Raw genomic sequence first — 16,991 nt, 5'->3', positions numbered from 1 at the left:
CGTGGGCGCCCCGCCGGACATCTCGGTGATCGTGGCCGCCTACAACGCCGGCCGCTACCTCGACGACCTGGCACGGCAACTCGCCGGGCTGACGGTGGTCGGCGGGGTGGAGTTCATCCTGGTCGACGACGGCTCCACCGACGGGTCAGCGGGCCGGCTGCGGGAGATCGCGGGCGCCCTCCCGGAAGGGCGGTACCTGCAAACCGGGACCAACGTCGGTGTCGCAGCCGCCCGGAACCGCGGTCTGGAGCAGGCCAGCGGCGAGTACGTCTGGTTCGTCGACTGCGATGACGTCTGGAACCGGTCGATCCTGCAGGTCCTGCACCGGCGCCTACAGGAGACCGGAGCCGACATCGCCGTCTGCCGAGCCGATCTCGTCTCCGAGTCCGGAGAAGTGTTGCGGCACCTGGACCGGGTCCAGCGCGACGAGGTGGTCGACGGCGGCGTCCTGCTCGACCGGGTGCTGAACGGGTCGGTGCACGGGTACCTGTGGAACAAGATGTTCCGCCGCAGTGTGCTGCCGGCGGACTGGTTCCCGCCGCTTTCCTCGCAGTCCGACCTCGCCGGCCTGATCCGTCTGTTGCCGCGGATCAGCGCTGCCGCATTCGTCGCTCAGGATCTGTATTCGCACGTGGTGCGGAAGCAGTCGATCACCACCTCCCGCAACCCGGACCTGGCGAACCTGGTGCGCTGCGGAGACGCGATGGAGCAGAGCCTGCGCGAGATGCGCCGTCGTCCGGACACCACCGCCGCGCGGTACTTCTTCACCAAGATCATCCGATATTCCGTCTGCAACACCGGGTGCCGGCTCTCCGTCGGGGACGTCGCCACCCTCGCTGTCCAGCAGCAGGCGCGCGACGCGATCACCCTGCCGGATGTGCTGGCCGTCGCCCGGGTGAATCCTCGTGACGGTGCCTCGGTCGCGGTGCTCCGCTACCTGCCGCCGCTCTACAGGACGTTGCTGGCCCGCCGTTGGCGCCGGATCGGCCACCGATACTTCGCGGCGACGTGACCGCCCCCGTTCGGGTCTTCGTCGACATCCGCGGCCAGGTCGACAATCTCGGTGATTCCGTGCTCCGTCGCGCCTGGTTGGACGCGCTCCGCCCGATCGGCACGCTGCACGCCATGACCGGATCGGATGACGACTACCGCGCCGGCCTGGGTCTCCGCTCCGCAGATATGGAGTTCCGGGATTGGACGGCCTGGTACCGGGAGGCGTTGCGGGCAGCCGTGACCGGACGCGTCGTGTTCGCGGTGAACTCCGGTGAGTTGTCGGTGCACCGGCAGTTCGTCAAACGACTCCTCTGGCAGATTCCGCTCGCCGCCCTCGTGCGACTGTCCGGAGGGCGGGTCGTGCTCGCCGGGGTGGGTTTCCGTGCCGGCTCCGGGCGGCTCGCCCGGGCGGTTCGCGGCGTCACCACGTTCGCCAGCGTCGTGTCCTGGCGGGACCACTGGACGCGGGATCTCATCGGAACCGGCACCGTGCATCCTGATTGGGCATTCCGGACGGGCGGACCGGACGTCGGGGAGGCCGACCGTCGCACCATCGCGGTGTCGTTGCGGGGAGACCGGCCCGAGCCATCGGAATCCTGGTTGACCGGTGTGCGCGAAACCGCCGCCGCCAACGACTGTTCGATCGTGGTGGTCACCCAGGTGCGGAGCGACCAGCCGCGGTCGGAACAGCTGGCCAGACTCCTGCACGCGGACCGCATCGACTGGTTCACCGGCAGCCATCTCGAACAGGAACGCGTGGTGCGTGCGGTCTACGGGTCGAGTGTGGCGGTGGTCAGCGACCGGATCCACGCGCTGATCCTCGGTCTGACGGAAGGGGCAGTACCGGTCGGGCTGACCACCGGGAATGCGGAGAAGATCAATCGGACGTTCGCCACCGTGACCGAACAGGTCGTCGGCGCCGGCGTCGACGGGATGAGCGCCGATGACGTCCGGACCTTTGCGCAGCAACTGATCCAGGCGCGTCCCGCACTGCTGCGTGACCTGGCGGCCGGCCGGCGTTCGTTGGACGATCTCGCCGGGCTACTCGGGTCCGTCGCCGACCGGGATGGCGCCACTCGATCGCAGCTGATCGGCTCGCCGTGACCCGCACCCTGGGCGAAAGGTCGGCGAGGGGCGCCGCGGTCACCATGGCCGGTCAGAGCGTCAAGTTCACCGTCCAACTGCTCTCCGTGGTGGTGCTGGCGCGCCTGCTCACCCCGCACGACTACGGCCTGATGGCGATGGTCTTTGTGGTCGTCAGCGCCGCGGAGGTGATCCGGGACTTCGGGCTGTCCTCCGCCGCGGTGCAGGCGAAGCACCTGTCGGAGGCGCAGCGGGACAATCTCTTCTGGATCAATGTCACTGTGGGACTGCTGCTCTCGGTCGTGGCGCTGGTCGCCGCGGACGTCGTCGGCGCATTGTACGGCCAACCCGAACTGGTCCCGATGACGAGGGCGATGGCCGTCATCTTCCTGATCAACGGCGCAGCCACCCAGTACCGAGCCAGCCTGAGCCGGGCGCTGCGGTTCAAGGCTGTCGCGCTCAGCGACAGCCTGCCGGTCATCCTGGGGGTGCTGGCCGCCGTGGCACTGGCCATTGCCGGCGCCGGGTACTGGGCTCTGGTTGCGCAGCAACTGGTCCAGTCCGTGGTGACCGCCGTGCTGCTGGTCGCTGCCGGTCGATGGGTGCCGGGACGGCCGTCCAGGGGCGCCCACATGCGCGCATTGTTGACTTTCGGTGCCAATCAAATGGGCGCTCAGCTGATCAACTACCTCAGCCGCAACATCGACAACGTGGTGATTGGTCTCCGGTTCGGAGTCACCGAATTGGGTTTCTATAGCCGGGCGTATTCACTGGTGCGGCTGCCGATGAGCCAGATCAGCACCCCGGCAACCACTGTCGCAATGCCAGTGCTGTCCCGTCTGCAGGACCAGCCCACCCGATTCAACGAGTACGTCATCCGCGGGCAGAATGTCATCGTCCAGGGCATGAGCCTGATCTTCGGCTTCTTCGCGGCGCAGGCCGCCCCGCTGGTGCCGCTGGTGCTGGGCAGCCAGTGGTCACCGATGGTGCCGTTCCTGGTGATCCTGGCGATCGGCGGAATCTTCCAGGTGGCCTCGTCCGCCTCGCAATGGGTGATCATGGCGCGGGGACACGGCGGCGAATTCCTCAAGCTGATGCTCCTCACTAGGACCCTGATGATCGGGCTGATCGTCCTCGGCTCCGTCTGGGGCACCGTCGGCGTCGCCACTGCCTACAGCGTTTCCTGCCTGATGTTCTGGATGGTCGGGATCCTCTGGGCCGGCAGAGTGGCCGATGCCCCGGTGTCCGCGCTGCTGCGCAACGCGGGAATCGCCGTCGGCGGGTACACCATCTGCTCACTGGCGTCGTTCGGGGTGTCCGGTCTGCTACCCGCTGCCGACAACCTGCTACGGCTGGCCGTAGGAGCGGTCGTCATGGCGCTGACCTTCGGGCTGGTGGTGCTGTGCTGGCCGCAATTCCGCCGAGCGTTCGTCAGCGCCCTTGCCGTGGTCCGTCTGCTGCTACCGCAACGTTTTTCCGCACGGTCGGCGAAGGGGGACGACGCGTGAGGCAGGTCGAGGTCGTGCATTGGAATCCCCGGCGCGCGCCCGCCAACGGCGGGTTCCGGGTGCCCACCCGGGCGAACAACTTCGGCGATCTGCTGGGCCCGGTCATCGTCCGGCGCCTGCTGGGGATGCACGGGCTCGGGCCACCGGCGGGCCGCGGCCGTCGCCTGCTCACCGTCGGCTCGATCATGCGGCTGTCGCGGTCGGGTGACGTGATCTGGGGGACGGGCGTCAACGGCAAATCGGAGAACGTCGACTACTCCGACCGCCGGCTGGACGTCCGCGCCGTTCGCGGCCCGCTGACCCGGGATGTCCTGATCCGCAACGGGCACCGGGTTCCGGATGTGTTCGGCGACCCGGGCCTGTTGGTCGGATCGTTGTGGAGCAGGGACGCCGTCGCCGGGGCGCGACCACGCACCGACCTTCTCGTGGTGCCGAACATCAATGAGGTCAGCCTCTTTGCTGCCGGACCCGACGTCGTCGATCCGCGACTGCCGCTGTGGGAAGTATTGGGGCGGATCGCGGCGAGCGGTTTCGTGGTCGGGTCGTCGCTGCACGCCATTGTCGTCGCCGAATCCTGGGGCATTCCCGCGCGACTGGTCCACCCCCGGGTGGAACCGCTGTTCAAGTACGAGGATTACTACCTCGGTTCGGGGCGGAACTCGTTCGCGCCGGCCGGGAGTATCGCCGAGGCGGTCGCACAGGGCGGCGAACCCGGGCCGCGGTGGGATCCGGAGCCCTTGATGGCGGCCTTCCCGACCGACCTCTGGTCTGCCGCGAAGCCGCAGCGGGTGCTGCCGGCGACGATGTCCGCGGTCCGCCGACTTGCCCGCTCGGGCGCGCAGATGAGGTGGAAATGACGGTGAACCACGCAACGAATCTCCCGAGGCCGGCGGGTCGCGGGCAGGCGCCGGATCGACGACCGACGATCCGGGTCCTTCTCGCGCTGGCGCCTCCGGATGGGACGACCCGCTACGTCGACCAGATCACCGCCGAGGTCCCGCCGGAGCTCACCATCGGCTATCGCACCTGGACGTCGGCCTTCCGCCGCCGCTACGACGTGCTGCACCTGCATTGGCCGGAGAATCTGCTGCTTGCGGACAACCTCCCGGTGGCTGCCTGGCGCGGGATGTCGCTGCTGATCCTGCTGGCGAGGTGTGCGATCAGCCGGACAGCCATCGTCCGGACCGTGCACAACGTCGGTGCGCACGAGGACCTGCGATGGGGTTGGCAGAATTCGCTGCTGCTGTGGGTCGACCGCCGGACAACGCTTTTCATCCGGATCAATCCGTGCACCGAGATTGCCACCTCGGCGCCGGTGGTGACGATCCTGCACGGGCATTACCGGGATCGCTTCCGCGCGTTGCCGCGGCGTGCGGCCCGGCCTCGGCAATTGCTGTACTTCGGGTTGATCCGCCCGTACAAGGGGATTGATGCCCTGCTGTCCACTTTCGCGCATTCCACCGACGCCGCGCTCCGGCTCAGATTCGTCGGCAAGCCACTCGATTCCGAGCTTGCTGGCACGATCAAACACGCTGTGGAGAGCGATTCACGGGTCAGTGTCAGGTTCGGGTTCGTCCCGGATATGGACCTCGTCGACGAAGTCAGCGGCGCGCAGATGGTGGTCCTGCCCTATCGGGAAATGCACAACTCAGGCGCAGTGCTGGTCGCGCTGTCGTTGGACCGGCCGGTGATCGTGCCGCGCACGCCGGTCAACGAAGCCTTGGACCGCGAGGTGGGACCGGGCTGGTTGCATCTGTACGAGGGCGAGTTGACCTGGCAGGTCATCGAAGCCGCTCTGGCCGCGGGCAGCGCCGCGGCCGATCGGCAGCCGCCCGACCTTTGTGGCCGTGACTGGTCCGCGATCGGCGAACAGCACTATCAGGCGTATCGGTCGGCAATAGCCGCCGTGCGGCCGCGCGCCGACGAAACCTGATCGTCCACCCGCCGTCTCGCTGATGGACGGCTGATCCGTCCTTCGGGCGGCTAGAAGTTGTTAACGCAATCGTGATAACGTGGCGTAGTCGGCCGATCACTACAAGTTATAGGCTCGGCCGGCAGGTCAAACAGCAGGGCAGCAGGATGCGTGGGGTCGGTGCGGGCGTGGCTCAGAGGGGAGCCACCCCCGCTCGACATTGTGCCAGGCGGGGGTCTGGGCACGCATTCACGGTGCCGCAACAGATAGGGGAGGCAGCCGTTATGGCCAGGGGGAAATCCACGCAGGACATGGATCGGCTGGAGCCGCGCGCAGAGTATTTGCGCCCATGGCAGGAGCAGGCGGCGTGCCGCGGCGCGGACAGCGGCTTGTTCTTCCCGCCGGACGCCGAGCGAAAAGGTGCGCGGACCCGCCGCGAGGCTCGGGCGAAGGCGTTGTGCGTGACCTGCCCGGTGTTGGAGGCGTGCCGTTCGCATGCGCTTCGGGTCGGTGAGCCCGCCGGGATCTGGGGCGCCCTGACCGAAGATGAACGGCTGCGCGCTTCTGCTGCCGAACCATTACCGGCCGGTCGCCGGAACTGACCCTGGCCCTACCCATGGTGGCTACCGGTTCGGCGCTGACGCGGTGGGCCGTCACCTGCGAGCCGGCCCAGCGTCACGGTGTGCCGGCTCATCGCGTCCAGGTCGAATGGCAGCGTCGCAGCACCCTCCGCGGCGGACCGGCGAGTCAGGCGTTGCAGCCAACCCACTCGGCGCTGTGCAGGCGATGCCGCGACGTCGGTTCGTTCCTGCGTCATGTGACATGCCTTCCGCTGCGCTGGGGCACTGGCGATTCGTTACACTCTGTGACTATTTCCACATCATCGTATGGCCCAAGAATCGACCTTTCTGGCGGTCTGAGTGCGAACGTGCAGCGCACCGTGGCCGATGATGTCGGGGCGACAACTATCGCGGCTCAGTTGATCCTTTCTATGCAGCGACATTCCTCGTTGGTCACGCATTGCGATGTCGAATGCAGCGCATCGACCGGTGATTCACTCTCGCAACGGAGTGCCGTCCCGACGTGCCGACTTACCGGCGGCGACCTGCTGCCGCGCACCGCCCGGTTCACTGCAGAAAGGTGTTCGGCATGCGACTCCCCTTCATCGGCGAGAAGGCTCACGTCGCGCCTGTCACGTTGGTTGTCGCGGTCCTGGATGATGCCTGTCTTCTGCCTGCGTTGCTGTCCGGGATCGAGCGGCAGGTGGTCGCCCCGGCGGAAATTCTCGTTGCCGACCGAGGATCGACCGACGGCACGCCGCAACTGCTGAACGAATGGTCTCCGCCGCCCCTGCTATCCCTCAAGGTGATCGAGGCGTCAGGGACAACGGCGGCCGAGGCGCGGAACCTTGCGATAGAAACTGCTTCTCATGAGTCGGTTGTCGTCACCGAGCCGGCCGCGCAGCCGGATCCGTACTGGATCTCACGGCTCTGGGCTGCGCTGTACTCGGGAGCCGCGGTGGCGTCCGGCCGTGTACGGGCGACCGGATCGAATGTGATGGAGCGGGTGATTGCTTCGGTACGGATGCCCGAATTGCAAGACCCCCGACGGCCCCCCGCCTCCAGTGTCAATCTCGCATTCGTCAAGTCCGCATGGGACGAGGTCGGCGGTTATCCGGAATGGCTGGAGGCCGGGCAGGACGAGGTATTTGTCGCCGCCCTTCGCGGGGCCGGGGCTCACATCGTCGACGTTCCGGACGCGATCGTGTCGTGGAATCCCGGGCAGCGCATCGGCGAATTCGCTGCCGGGAGTTTCAGGAACGCTCAGGCGTGGGGGCAGGCGGGGCTCCTTCGATCACCTGGGCTGAGCGGGTTGGCCGCCGCCGGCGCGTTGCTGGCGTGTGCGTGCATTCGCCGATCGCTCTGGTCCGTTGCGGCAGGGGCAATTGTCATGAGGTCGGAAAAAGTACTCGGCAGTGTGTGGCAGTCGCGGGCCGATGCCGTGGATCCGCTCGGGACGCGGATGGGTCTGACGATAGGAGTCCGATTGTTGGGCGATGTCACGGCGGTCGCCGGATATGTGGTCGGCCGGTTCGCCGCACTGCGCGGAATCGACCCGGTGAAGGTCCGGAGCGACCGCCGTGAGCGGATCGCGCGCTTCCGCTCGGGAGCCGTGTCACTGGTGGCCGCGGTGGTTGACCTGTCGGTTCACCTGCTGCTCCGATCGTCCGACACCGGGGGCTGCCGTGCTTGATGATCGACAGGCTGGTGATCCGAGGATCTACCGGATCGCGGCGGGCCGCGCCGCCTGGCGCGGAGTCGGCGACGAAGGTGTCGTTCTCGACCTGGACCAGTCGGTGTATTTCGGCCTCAATCGAACGGCCGGCACGCTGTGGCCGCTGCTGATAAGAGGCTGCACCAAAGCCGACCTGGTCGCGACGGTGCTCGCGGCCTCACCGACGAGTGAAGCGAGCGCCCGTGCTGATGTTGCCGAATTCCTCGCCACCGTCGATGCAGCGGGATTGTTCGAGAACGCGGCACCGGCGTGACGCGGCTGAGCGGCACGGCCTACGGCCTCAAGGTTCTGGGTGTCTCTGGATTACCACCGGTGTCGTCGCTCACCGGCGCCGATGACGACCTCATCCCCGTCACGGTGTGCCAGTCCACCGCATCACCCCCGGCGCAAATCCAAACATCAGGCCGCAGCGTCCGACGACTGCTCGACGGACGGACCCTGTGTCTGGATCGGTCGGCCGGCACCGCGACCTACTTCGGTGCACCGCTGACCGATGACCAACTGGCTCATCCGTATCTCGGTGCGGCCGCCACCGGGTTCAGCCGGTGGGCGGGACGAGAGGCGTTTCACGGCGGTGCCTTCGCGGCCAACGGTCGCGCCTGGATCGTGGTCGGCGGGAGTACAGCAGGCAAGAGCACCTTGATGGCAGCGCTGGCCGCAGCCGGGGTACCCGTGCTGACCGACGACATCGCAGTCATCGACGGAACCACCGTGTACGCCGGTCCGCGCGCCGTCGACCTTCGTCATCCGATACCGTCGGCTGCGCTCGGCGGAGGGTCGCTGGCGCTGACCCCGTCCAGGCTCGGCACCCGGGTGCGGATGGAACTACCGCCGACGGCCGCTCGGTGGCCGCTGGGCGGCTGGTTCTTCCTTCATTGGGGCGACGGGACATCGTTGACCCCGGTCCGGATGTCGGCGCTGCTCGGCCGGCTCGCCATGGTCCGCCGCCTTCCCGGGCTTCCGTCCTCTGCCGACCGATTGCTCGAGCTGGCAGCGTTCCCGGCCTGGGATCTCACCCGGCCCCGGGATTGGCAGGCCCTCGCTGAATCGGTGGACGCCGTCGTGTCCGCCGCGCGCGACCACGACCCGCAGCCGGTGGGATGACAACCGCCGATCCTGCCTCCCCCGAAGAGACCGGAGGGCACGCCGGCGGATGGCTGATGGCCGCACGGTGTCTCGCGCTGGACGCCTTCGCCGCTGCCACCAGCGATCTGCTGGCCGCCGGCTCGGTTCCATGCCTGCTGTTGAAGGGTCCCGCGACCGCCCACCGGCTCTACCCCGAGCGGCCGGACCAGCGCAGCTACACCGACGTCGACCTGCTGGTTCCGGCCGATCGGTTCGGTGAAGCTGAGGATTTGCTCCGGCGCAACGGGTATCGGTCGATGCTGGAAGGGGTCCGCCCGGGCGAGTTCCCGTGGCACGAGACTGTCTGGCAGGGGCCGATCGACCCCAGTCTGCACCTGGACCTGCACCGCGGGTTCGCCGGCGTGGCCGACCCGGATGAATTCTTCGAAGCCCTGTGGTCGCGACGGGAAGTGCTCGACGTGAGCAGTCGACCAGTACCGATACCGAGCGTGTCCGGCACCGCGGTGATCCTCGCGTTGCACGCCGCGAGCCCTGGACGGGACCGGAAACCGTTGCGGGACATTGCACGGGCCACCGAGGTCTTCGACCGCGCGGCGTGGCGGGAGGCCGCGGCGATCGCCCGGCGCGGCGACGCCGAGCCGGCTTTCAGAGCCGGGCTGGGGCTGCTCCCCGACGGACTGCGGTTGGCGGACGAACTGGAGGTGACCGGGCAGGTCGCCGCCGATCAATGGCTCGGCGGCCGGCAGTTCGACCGGGTAAGCGTCAACCTGGCGAAGGCGCTCGCCGAACGAGGTGTTCGAGGGACTGTTCGGTACGGCATCCGAAAACTGTTCCCGTCTCCCGCCTTTGTCCGGCTGTGGGACGTCGAAGCACGGCGCGGTCCCGTTGCGTTGGTGTCGGCGTACCGTCGGCGCGTCCGGCGTGCGGTCGTTGGGGGACCCCGGGCCATTGCCGATGTCCTCGAGGCCCGGCGGTCGACCCGTTCCGGTGTACGCCGGACGCGGCGGTCGGTCCGAGCTGTCCTCGCCGCGGGCGTGCGTGCTGATCGCACCACCGTCCTGTCCGCGTGCTGGGCGCTCCGGATGCACCGCACGGCTCGCCGCCAACTGCGCAGCGGCGGGGTTCGCGACGTCGGGTTGACGAGCCCACCGGGTGTCCGTCCGCGGGACCGTGCGGTGATCGCAGCCGTACTGCGGTGGGCCGCGGCGACGTGTCTGGAAAGCGCTGTCGTCCTTCAGCGGTTCGACGCTGCTGCGGGCCGCAGCCGGGACGTGATCATCGCTGTCACCGCACCCGGATACGGGTTTCGTGCGCATGCATGGCTGGACGGCGATCCACAGCCGGACCTCGCGCTGCACGAGATCGTTCGCTACCCGGCGTAACGGCAGAGCTAACGGCCATCGATCATTGCAAAGCCCGCCATCGAGGCAAACGAGCTGAATCCTGACGGATGAATCATATCCCGATGGTGGTCGCCGGGTCGGTCGGTCGAGCGGAGAGTGAGATGCGAGCACGAAATCCGCCACCACAAACCCCCCCAAAACGCCGCCGATTCCACCATGGAGTTACTCGAACGGGCCAATGTCATGTGCTGTGATCACGACATTGCCTTAACCGGTGCCACTGATAAATCTGGTTGTTAGTGTGCGTAAAGAGGCATCGAAGCCGGAACCGTGTCGCCACCCCCACTGCCGAGGGCGACGGCACCCCCGCGTTGGTGGCGACGCGCGCAATCGCACCGGTCTGCAGTGAGAACCCCTGAGGAATACATGTCGGTCATTGTGAGCAGCAGCAAGAGAACCGCGACTCTGGCGGTGGCGACGCTGCTGGTGATGAGCCTTGCGCCAGTGGTCGCTGACGACGCCCTGGCCGTTCCGATCACCTCCACCTTGCTGTTCAGTCAGCCATTTCTCGACAACACACCGCTCAGCGCCGATCCCGTCGTTCTTCCCGCTCCGGCGAGTGTGGGAAGCAATTCGGCCTGCCTGACGGCGACCGGCAACACAACCACCGGAGTACTGAAGAGTTGCCCGGCGGCATCGGGATATCCCGCCGACACATCGGGTTCAGGCGCACTTGCACTTACCCCGACAACCGCCAATCAGGCGGGCGGGGTCTTTGCAGCGACCAGCGTGCCGACGTCGCAGGCAATCGACATCACCTTCACGATGAATCAGTACGGATCAACGGCGGGTGCCGATGGGATGGTCCTGACGCTCTCCGCGGTCAATCCTGCCAATCCCACCGCACCGCCCACCATCGGACCGACGGGCGGCTCGCTGGGGTACGCGGCCGCCTACGGCAACGTCAGGGGACTGGCCAACGCCTACCTCGGTATCGGGTTCGATGTGTTCGGGAACTTCAGCAGTTCGACCAGCCAGGGCACCGGATGTGCGACCGATTCGACCTTTGTGAAACTGAACGGGAAGGTGCCGGGGCAGGTCCTGGTGCGTGGGCCCGGCAATGGTGTCGTCGGATACTGCGGGCTGAATGGAACCGGCGCGACGGCGTCAACTGCCGTGCAGACCGTCGTACCGATGCACGGCGCGACGAGAGCAGCCTCCGCGGTTCCGGTCGAGGTGGTGGTCAATCCCCGCACTGTCGCTGTGACCAGCGGTGGGGGGATCTCCGTTCCGGCGCAGTCCTACCTGGTGGTGTTCACCCCGATCGGCGGCTCGCAGCGTACGTTGACCGGCCTGCTGCCGACCATGCTCAGCAGCATGGTCGGCGCCCCGTCGTGGTTGGACAGCAACGGCTTTCCGAAACAACTCGCCTTCGGTTGGGTCGCATCCACCGGATCGGTGACGGACAACCACGAGGTCAGGAACGTGGTCGTGAAGGCTCTGGGTGTCGTCCCCGAAATGACTGTCAGCCAGGCCAACTACACGCCGGCAGCCGCGACTCCGACGACCGCCCTGCCGATCGGCAGCCCGGTCAGCTACGTCGTCACACCCGGTGTCGCCACGGGCGTCGCCGAGTCCGGCACCATCTCGGTCACCGAAACGGTTCCCAGCGGGGTGACCCCGCTGGCGGGTTCCGGTACCAATGCGGTGTGCGGGTCGCCGGTCGGCCAGAGCGTCACCTGCTCGAATTCCAATGGACCGTTCGTCGCGGGCAGTTCTCTCCCCGCCGTGACGATCTCGGCCGTCGTCACGGGTAGCAACGTCAGCCAGACAACGGTGCAGAGCGCCGTCGTCACCGCCTCCTCCGACGGCGGCCAGGCCGCCTACTCGGCCGCCAGCCCCACCAACGTCAACCCCTCGGCACCGGCGGTGACAGCCCTGAGCCCCGCATCCGGCCTGGTCGCTGGCGGCAACACGGTGACCATCTCGGGCACGGGTCTCACCGGGGCCACGTCGATCCAGATCGGTACCGACGCCGAACTCGCCGCAGGCACCGGAACGACGCTCGTGCCCTGTGCAACGGTCGCGGCCCCTGGATGCTTCACGGTGAGTGGAAGCACCCTGGTGATTTCCTCGATGCCGGCGCACGCGGTCGCCGCGGTGACGGTCAAGGTGATCAATCTGGGCGCCTCGGGTTCGGCCACCTACAACTACATGACGGTGCCCGTCACACCCGTGGTCACCGCCACGGCCGGCGTCACCAGTGCGGTGGTGACCTGGTCCGGAACTGACGGCGGGTCGCCCATCACCGGGTACACCGTCACCCCGTACCGGAACGGTGTCGCACAGTCCGACGTCCGGACCCCCGCCGCGGGCGTCAGTACGGCGACCTTCACCGGGCTGACCGCCGGAGGCACCTACACCTTCCGGGTGGTGGCTGCGAATGCCAACGGCTCCAGCCTGACCGGCGTCTCCAACGCTGTCGTGCCGTACACGATCCCGACCGCGCCGCTGACCCCGACCGTCGCCGCCAGCACTGGGCAGGCCATCGTGAGCTGGACCGCCCCGACCAACACCGGCTCCAGTCCGATCACCGGCTACATCGTCACCCCGTACCTCGGCGTCGTCGCGCAGGCACCGCAGACCTTCGCGTCGGCGGCCCTGAGCCAGACCGTTACCGCCTTGACGGCGAACAGTTCCTATACCTTCACCGTCAAGGCGACCAACGCCGCGGGCACCGGACCCGCTTCGGTGGCAACCGCCGCCGTGACCATCAACCCATTACCGACCATCGCCCTGCCGATACCGGTCACCGGCGAGGTGGGCGCCGCGTACTCGAATCCAGCGTTCACCGTGACCGGGGGCACCGGACCGTTCGTCTGGTCGATCGCCGGCGGCGCGTTGCCGACCGGACTGGCGCTGGGTTCTGCGGGTGCCATCACCGGCACACCGACCGCAGCCGGAACCACGTCCTTCACGGTCAAGGTCACCGACGCCGCGGGGACCTTCACCACCCAGGCGTTGACGCTGGCGATCACCCCCGCCCCCGTGCTGGCCAATCCCGCGGCACCGGCCGGTCAGGTGGGTGTCGCCTATAGCGACCAGCTGGTCGTCCAGACCGATACCGGGACAGGACCTTTCGGCTGGGTCGTCAGCGCCGGAGCACTACCCGCAGGACTCACCATCGCGGCGGCCACCGGCCTGATCTCCGGCACGCCCACCACGGCGGGCACCGCGGTGTTCACCGTCCAGGTCACCGATGCGCAGGGACAGAAAGCCACCCAGAGCCTGAGCATCACGGTCACCGCCTCACCATCACTGTCCTTCCCAGCGCCGGCGGGCGGTCAGGTCGGAGTCATCTACTCGAATCCACTCGTCGTCACGGGTGGCACAGGGCCGTTCACGTGGAGCGTCACCGGATCGCTGCCGCCAGGTCTCGCGCTCGGGGCGACGACCGGGCTGCTGTCCGGGACACCCACCACCGCAGGCACTTTCCCGGTGACCATCCGGGTGCAGGACAGCAGGGGTCAGAGCGCATCCCAGGCGGTCACGCTCGCCATCGCGGCGGTACCGGCACTGACCTTCACCCCACCCGCGGGTGAGGTCGGCGCGGTCTACTCGGCGCAGCCCGTCCGCACCGGTGGCACCGGCCCATTCGTCTTCACCGTGTCGAGCGGGACGCTGCCCGCCGGTGTGGTGCTCAACCCGGCCACCGGCGAACTCACCGGAACACCCAGTGTTGCAGGAGATTTCGCCGTCACACTGGGGACGACGGACAGCTTCGGCCAGAGCGTGACAGCCGGTGGCACCATCCTCATTGCTCCCGCGCCGACGCTCACCCTGCCGCCCCCTGCAGTTGGTGACGTCGGCCGGGCCTACGTCCAGCAGTTCACCGTGAACGGCGGCACCGGTCCCTATGCCTGGACCCTCTCGGCCGGTGTTCTTCCGGACGGGCTGTCGCTCGATCCGGCGACAGGGGCGGTCTCGGGCACGCCGACCACGGGTGGCACGTCGGCGGTCACCGTCAGGGTCACCGATGCGTTCGGCAGGTCGGCGACCCAGGCGGTGACCATCCTGATCCGGGCGGCGTCCACGGTCGCGCTGGTGTCATCCCCCGGTGCGGTGACACCGGGCGGGGCGGTCGTGCTGACGGCCACCGTCGGACCCATCGGGATCACCGGCACGGTCACCTTCACCGACTCCATCACATCCGGGCCGATGTCCGGAACATCAACCGTGGTGGGGTCTGTCGCCGTCGGACCGGATGGGAAAGCAACAGTCACCTTTGCGCCGTCGGCCTTCGGGGCACACGAGATCGTCGCCCGGTACGGCGGTGACGCCACCAACGGCGCGCGCGCCGGCGACTCGGTGGTGGTCGAGGTGGTGGCCACCCCGGGTTCGGTGCTGGTCGGCGAATTCCGGCTGTCCGGCCCGTCCGGTCCGGGCGATGAGTATGTCGAACTGGCCAATGTGAGCCCGGATCCGGTCGCCCTGGCGGGTTTTCAGGTTGTCAGCAGCTCGGGCGTGACCACGACGTTGCCGGAGGACAGCCCGATTCTGCCCGTCGGCCGCTCCTATCTCCTCACCGGCCCCGACTTCTCGCTGGGCGGTACCGCGCATTCCGACCACACTGCGGCGGTCGACCTCGGTGCCGGCGGCGTGGCGGTCAAGGCACCTGACAGCGCGCGGACCGCGACCGACGCCGTCGGGCCGAACGTGTCCGGCTACCACCTCGGTACGCCGCTGCCGGCGTTCGGCGGGACCCCGACCGCGCAATACGCGTGGGTCAGGACCCAGCCGACGTCCTACCTGCAGAACACCCAGGACAACGCCGCCGACTTCGCGTTGGTGTCCTCTTCCGGCGCGCTGGTGGGTGGCCTGCAGTCGATGCTGGGATCTGCGTCGCCCACCGGGCTGACGGACCCGTGGCAGCACACCTTCGTCGTGCGCTCCGCGCTGCTGTCTCCGGCGGTCGCCGCAGGCAATGCGCCGAACCGTGTAGTGGTCAAGCTGCAGCCCGGTGTCCCGGGCTCACTCACCGTCCGCCGGGTGCTGACGAACACCACCGCCGACACCGTCACCACGATGAAGGTGCGGCTGCACACCCTCAGCCAGGCCAATGGAATCCTGGCGGGAGCTCCACTCAGCGGCCCGTACGCCGAACTCCGCGCCGTCAACCCGGCCACGGAGACCACCGTCGTCTCGGTCGCTGGTGTGCCGGTGACGGTGCAGAACCTCCGGGTAAACGCGCCCGTCGTACCGGCGTCCGGTGGCGGGCTGAATTCGACCCTTGCGGTGCCGTTGCCGCCGGGTGGCCTGGGCCCGGACGAATCGGTGAGCGTCGCATTCACCTTCGCTGCTGACAAGGGCGGGACCTTCTGGTTCGGCTACGACGTCGACACCGCCGGCCTCGGATGAGGCCCGCGTTCACGCTCCCGCTCATTCGCGGCGACACCGGCCTGACCGAGTGGGAAACCGCGACCGGCTCTGTGCTGGGCGCTGTTCCGGCACTCGCCGATGGCTCGGCTCCCGCTGGCGAGGAGAATATTTCGCCACTGGCCGCGATCGAGCGAGCTGTCCTTCCCGCCCTGTTGCGACCACCGTGCCTGGTCAGCTTCTCCGGTGGAATGGATTCCTCGTTCGTCCTGGCGGTGGCCACCCGCACGGCGCGGCGGCATGGGCTCGGTGATCCGGTACCGGTGAGTTGGCACGTCAGCACGGCGCCGGCGGCGGATGAATCGGCACGGCAGGCGGCGGTGCTGGCCGAGCTCGGCATCGGGGAACGAGTTGTCCTGCAGGCCGGTGACGATCTCGATCTGGTCGGGCCGGTTGCCGCCGCGCAACTACTCCGGTACGGCGCGCTGTATCCGGCCAACCTGCACCTGCACGTGCCGATCCTGGAGCTCGCGCGCGGTGGCTCACTGCTGACCGGTATCGGCGGGGACCAGGTGCTCTCCGCGTGGACCCCTGAGCAGTCGAGCGTGCGGTCGAGCGTGCGGTCGAGCGTGCGGGGCGCGGTGCCGGTCGCGATCAAGGCGAGGCGTGCACACCATCGGCGCGCGACACCGTGGCTACGGCCGGGTGCCTCCCGGGAGGTGTTGCGTCGCAGGCTGGCCGACGCCCGAAGCGAGCCGTCCGGAGCCGCAGCAAGGATCGACTGGCAGATGCGACGCCGGAACCTGTGCATGGCCGTGCAAAACCTGTCAGCGGTCGGCCGCGATCATGCCGTGTCGGTGATCAATCCGTTGCTGGACAGCGGGTTTCATCGATCGCTGATCCGGGCGACTGTGGGTGCGGAGGCCCTGTCGAGGGAGCAGTTGCTGCGCCTTGCGGCCGACGGGCGGTTGCCCGAGGCGGCGTGGCGTCATCGGTCCAAGGCCTGGTTCGGTGAGGTGTTCGCGCGCCGGTACACACAGGACTTCGTGCGTGACCGGCCGGCACCCCTGTTCCCGGACCTCGTCGACCCCGGTGCACTGGCGGCCGCCTGGTCGGTGAGCCCGTTCCCCACCGGCAGTGCGCTTCTGCTGCAATCGATGTGGCTGCATGCGGTGACGGCGCGGTCGAGCGACGAAGGACCAAGGGCATCGATGGGGGGTGACCATGACAAATGTGGATGACACGACCGAAGTACCGGTGACGGGCGCGCTCGAGTACGACGCTCCAACCTTCACCAGGCTGGGAACGCTGGCCGAGCTGACATTGGGGCTGAATGTCGGCGGGACCGACGACGGATTCCTCGGCTGGAATTCCGATGGGCCCGGGTCGATCTGA

General features: G+C 68.1%; 13 protein-coding genes. All 13 read left to right on the top strand.

Going from position 1 to position 16,991, the window contains the following annotated elements:
* Window position 1 precedes the first annotated feature (1 nt).
* Complete coding sequence (locus ACVBEQ_RS01465) at window positions 2-1,012, top strand: glycosyltransferase family 2 protein (RefSeq protein ID WP_447151630.1); 1,011 nt, start codon at window positions 2-4, stop codon at window positions 1,010-1,012.
* Window positions 1,009-2,097: a hypothetical protein gene (locus ACVBEQ_RS01460; protein ID WP_447151629.1), complete on the top strand. Its 1,089-nt coding sequence runs from the start codon at window positions 1,009-1,011 to the stop codon at window positions 2,095-2,097. The genes ACVBEQ_RS01465 and ACVBEQ_RS01460 overlap by 4 nt, the downstream gene beginning before the upstream one ends.
* The gene (locus ACVBEQ_RS01455) at window positions 2,094-3,584 is read left to right on the top strand and encodes a lipopolysaccharide biosynthesis protein (protein WP_447151628.1); all 1,491 of its coding nucleotides are present in this window, start codon (window positions 2,094-2,096) and stop codon (window positions 3,582-3,584) included. Before ACVBEQ_RS01460 ends, ACVBEQ_RS01455 begins: the two co-directional genes overlap by 4 nt.
* Window positions 3,581-4,441, top strand: coding sequence for a polysaccharide pyruvyl transferase family protein (locus ACVBEQ_RS01450; protein WP_447151627.1), 861 nt, complete (start codon window positions 3,581-3,583; stop codon window positions 4,439-4,441). The genes ACVBEQ_RS01455 and ACVBEQ_RS01450 overlap by 4 nt, the downstream gene beginning before the upstream one ends.
* Window positions 4,438-5,517 carry a glycosyltransferase gene (locus tag ACVBEQ_RS01445; RefSeq protein ID WP_447151626.1) on the top strand — a complete coding sequence of 360 codons (1,080 nt, stop codon included), beginning with the start codon at window positions 4,438-4,440 and terminating at the stop codon, window positions 5,515-5,517. The genes ACVBEQ_RS01450 and ACVBEQ_RS01445 overlap by 4 nt, the downstream gene beginning before the upstream one ends.
* Before the next feature lie 263 nt (window positions 5,518-5,780).
* Window positions 5,781-6,098 (top strand): WhiB family transcriptional regulator, encoded by a 318-nt coding sequence (locus tag ACVBEQ_RS01440; RefSeq protein ID WP_447151625.1) that lies wholly within the window; start codon window positions 5,781-5,783, stop codon window positions 6,096-6,098.
* 547 nt (window positions 6,099-6,645) lie between these two features.
* Window positions 6,646-7,749, top strand: a complete 1,104-nt coding sequence (locus ACVBEQ_RS01435) for a glycosyltransferase (RefSeq protein ID WP_447151624.1) — start codon at window positions 6,646-6,648, stop codon at window positions 7,747-7,749.
* Window positions 7,742-8,044: a PqqD family protein gene (locus ACVBEQ_RS01430; RefSeq protein WP_447151623.1), complete on the top strand. Its 303-nt coding sequence runs from the start codon at window positions 7,742-7,744 to the stop codon at window positions 8,042-8,044. Before ACVBEQ_RS01435 ends, ACVBEQ_RS01430 begins: the two co-directional genes overlap by 8 nt.
* Window positions 8,041-8,895: a hypothetical protein gene (locus ACVBEQ_RS01425; protein ID WP_447151622.1), complete on the top strand. Its 855-nt coding sequence runs from the start codon at window positions 8,041-8,043 to the stop codon at window positions 8,893-8,895. The genes ACVBEQ_RS01430 and ACVBEQ_RS01425 overlap by 4 nt, the downstream gene beginning before the upstream one ends.
* 56 nt (window positions 8,896-8,951) lie before the next feature.
* A complete protein-coding gene (locus tag ACVBEQ_RS01420) occupies window positions 8,952-10,259 on the top strand; it encodes a nucleotidyltransferase family protein (RefSeq protein WP_447151621.1) in 1,308 nt (435 codons plus the stop codon).
* Window positions 10,260-10,646: 387 nt separating this feature from the next.
* Window positions 10,647-15,638 (top strand): beta strand repeat-containing protein, encoded by a 4,992-nt coding sequence (locus ACVBEQ_RS01415; protein ID WP_447151620.1) that lies wholly within the window; start codon window positions 10,647-10,649, stop codon window positions 15,636-15,638.
* Window positions 15,635-16,837 carry an asparagine synthase-related protein gene (locus ACVBEQ_RS01410; protein WP_447151619.1) on the top strand — a complete coding sequence of 401 codons (1,203 nt, stop codon included), beginning with the start codon at window positions 15,635-15,637 and terminating at the stop codon, window positions 16,835-16,837. Before ACVBEQ_RS01415 ends, ACVBEQ_RS01410 begins: the two co-directional genes overlap by 4 nt.
* Window positions 16,830-16,991 (top strand): lasso RiPP family leader peptide-containing protein, encoded by a 162-nt coding sequence (locus ACVBEQ_RS01405; RefSeq protein ID WP_447151618.1) that lies wholly within the window; start codon window positions 16,830-16,832, stop codon window positions 16,989-16,991. Before ACVBEQ_RS01410 ends, ACVBEQ_RS01405 begins: the two co-directional genes overlap by 8 nt.

This window comes from Nakamurella sp. GG22 (assembly GCF_052976845.2).
The sequence above is the reverse complement of the archived record's forward strand: the minus strand, read 5'-3'. Positions and strand labels throughout refer to the sequence as shown.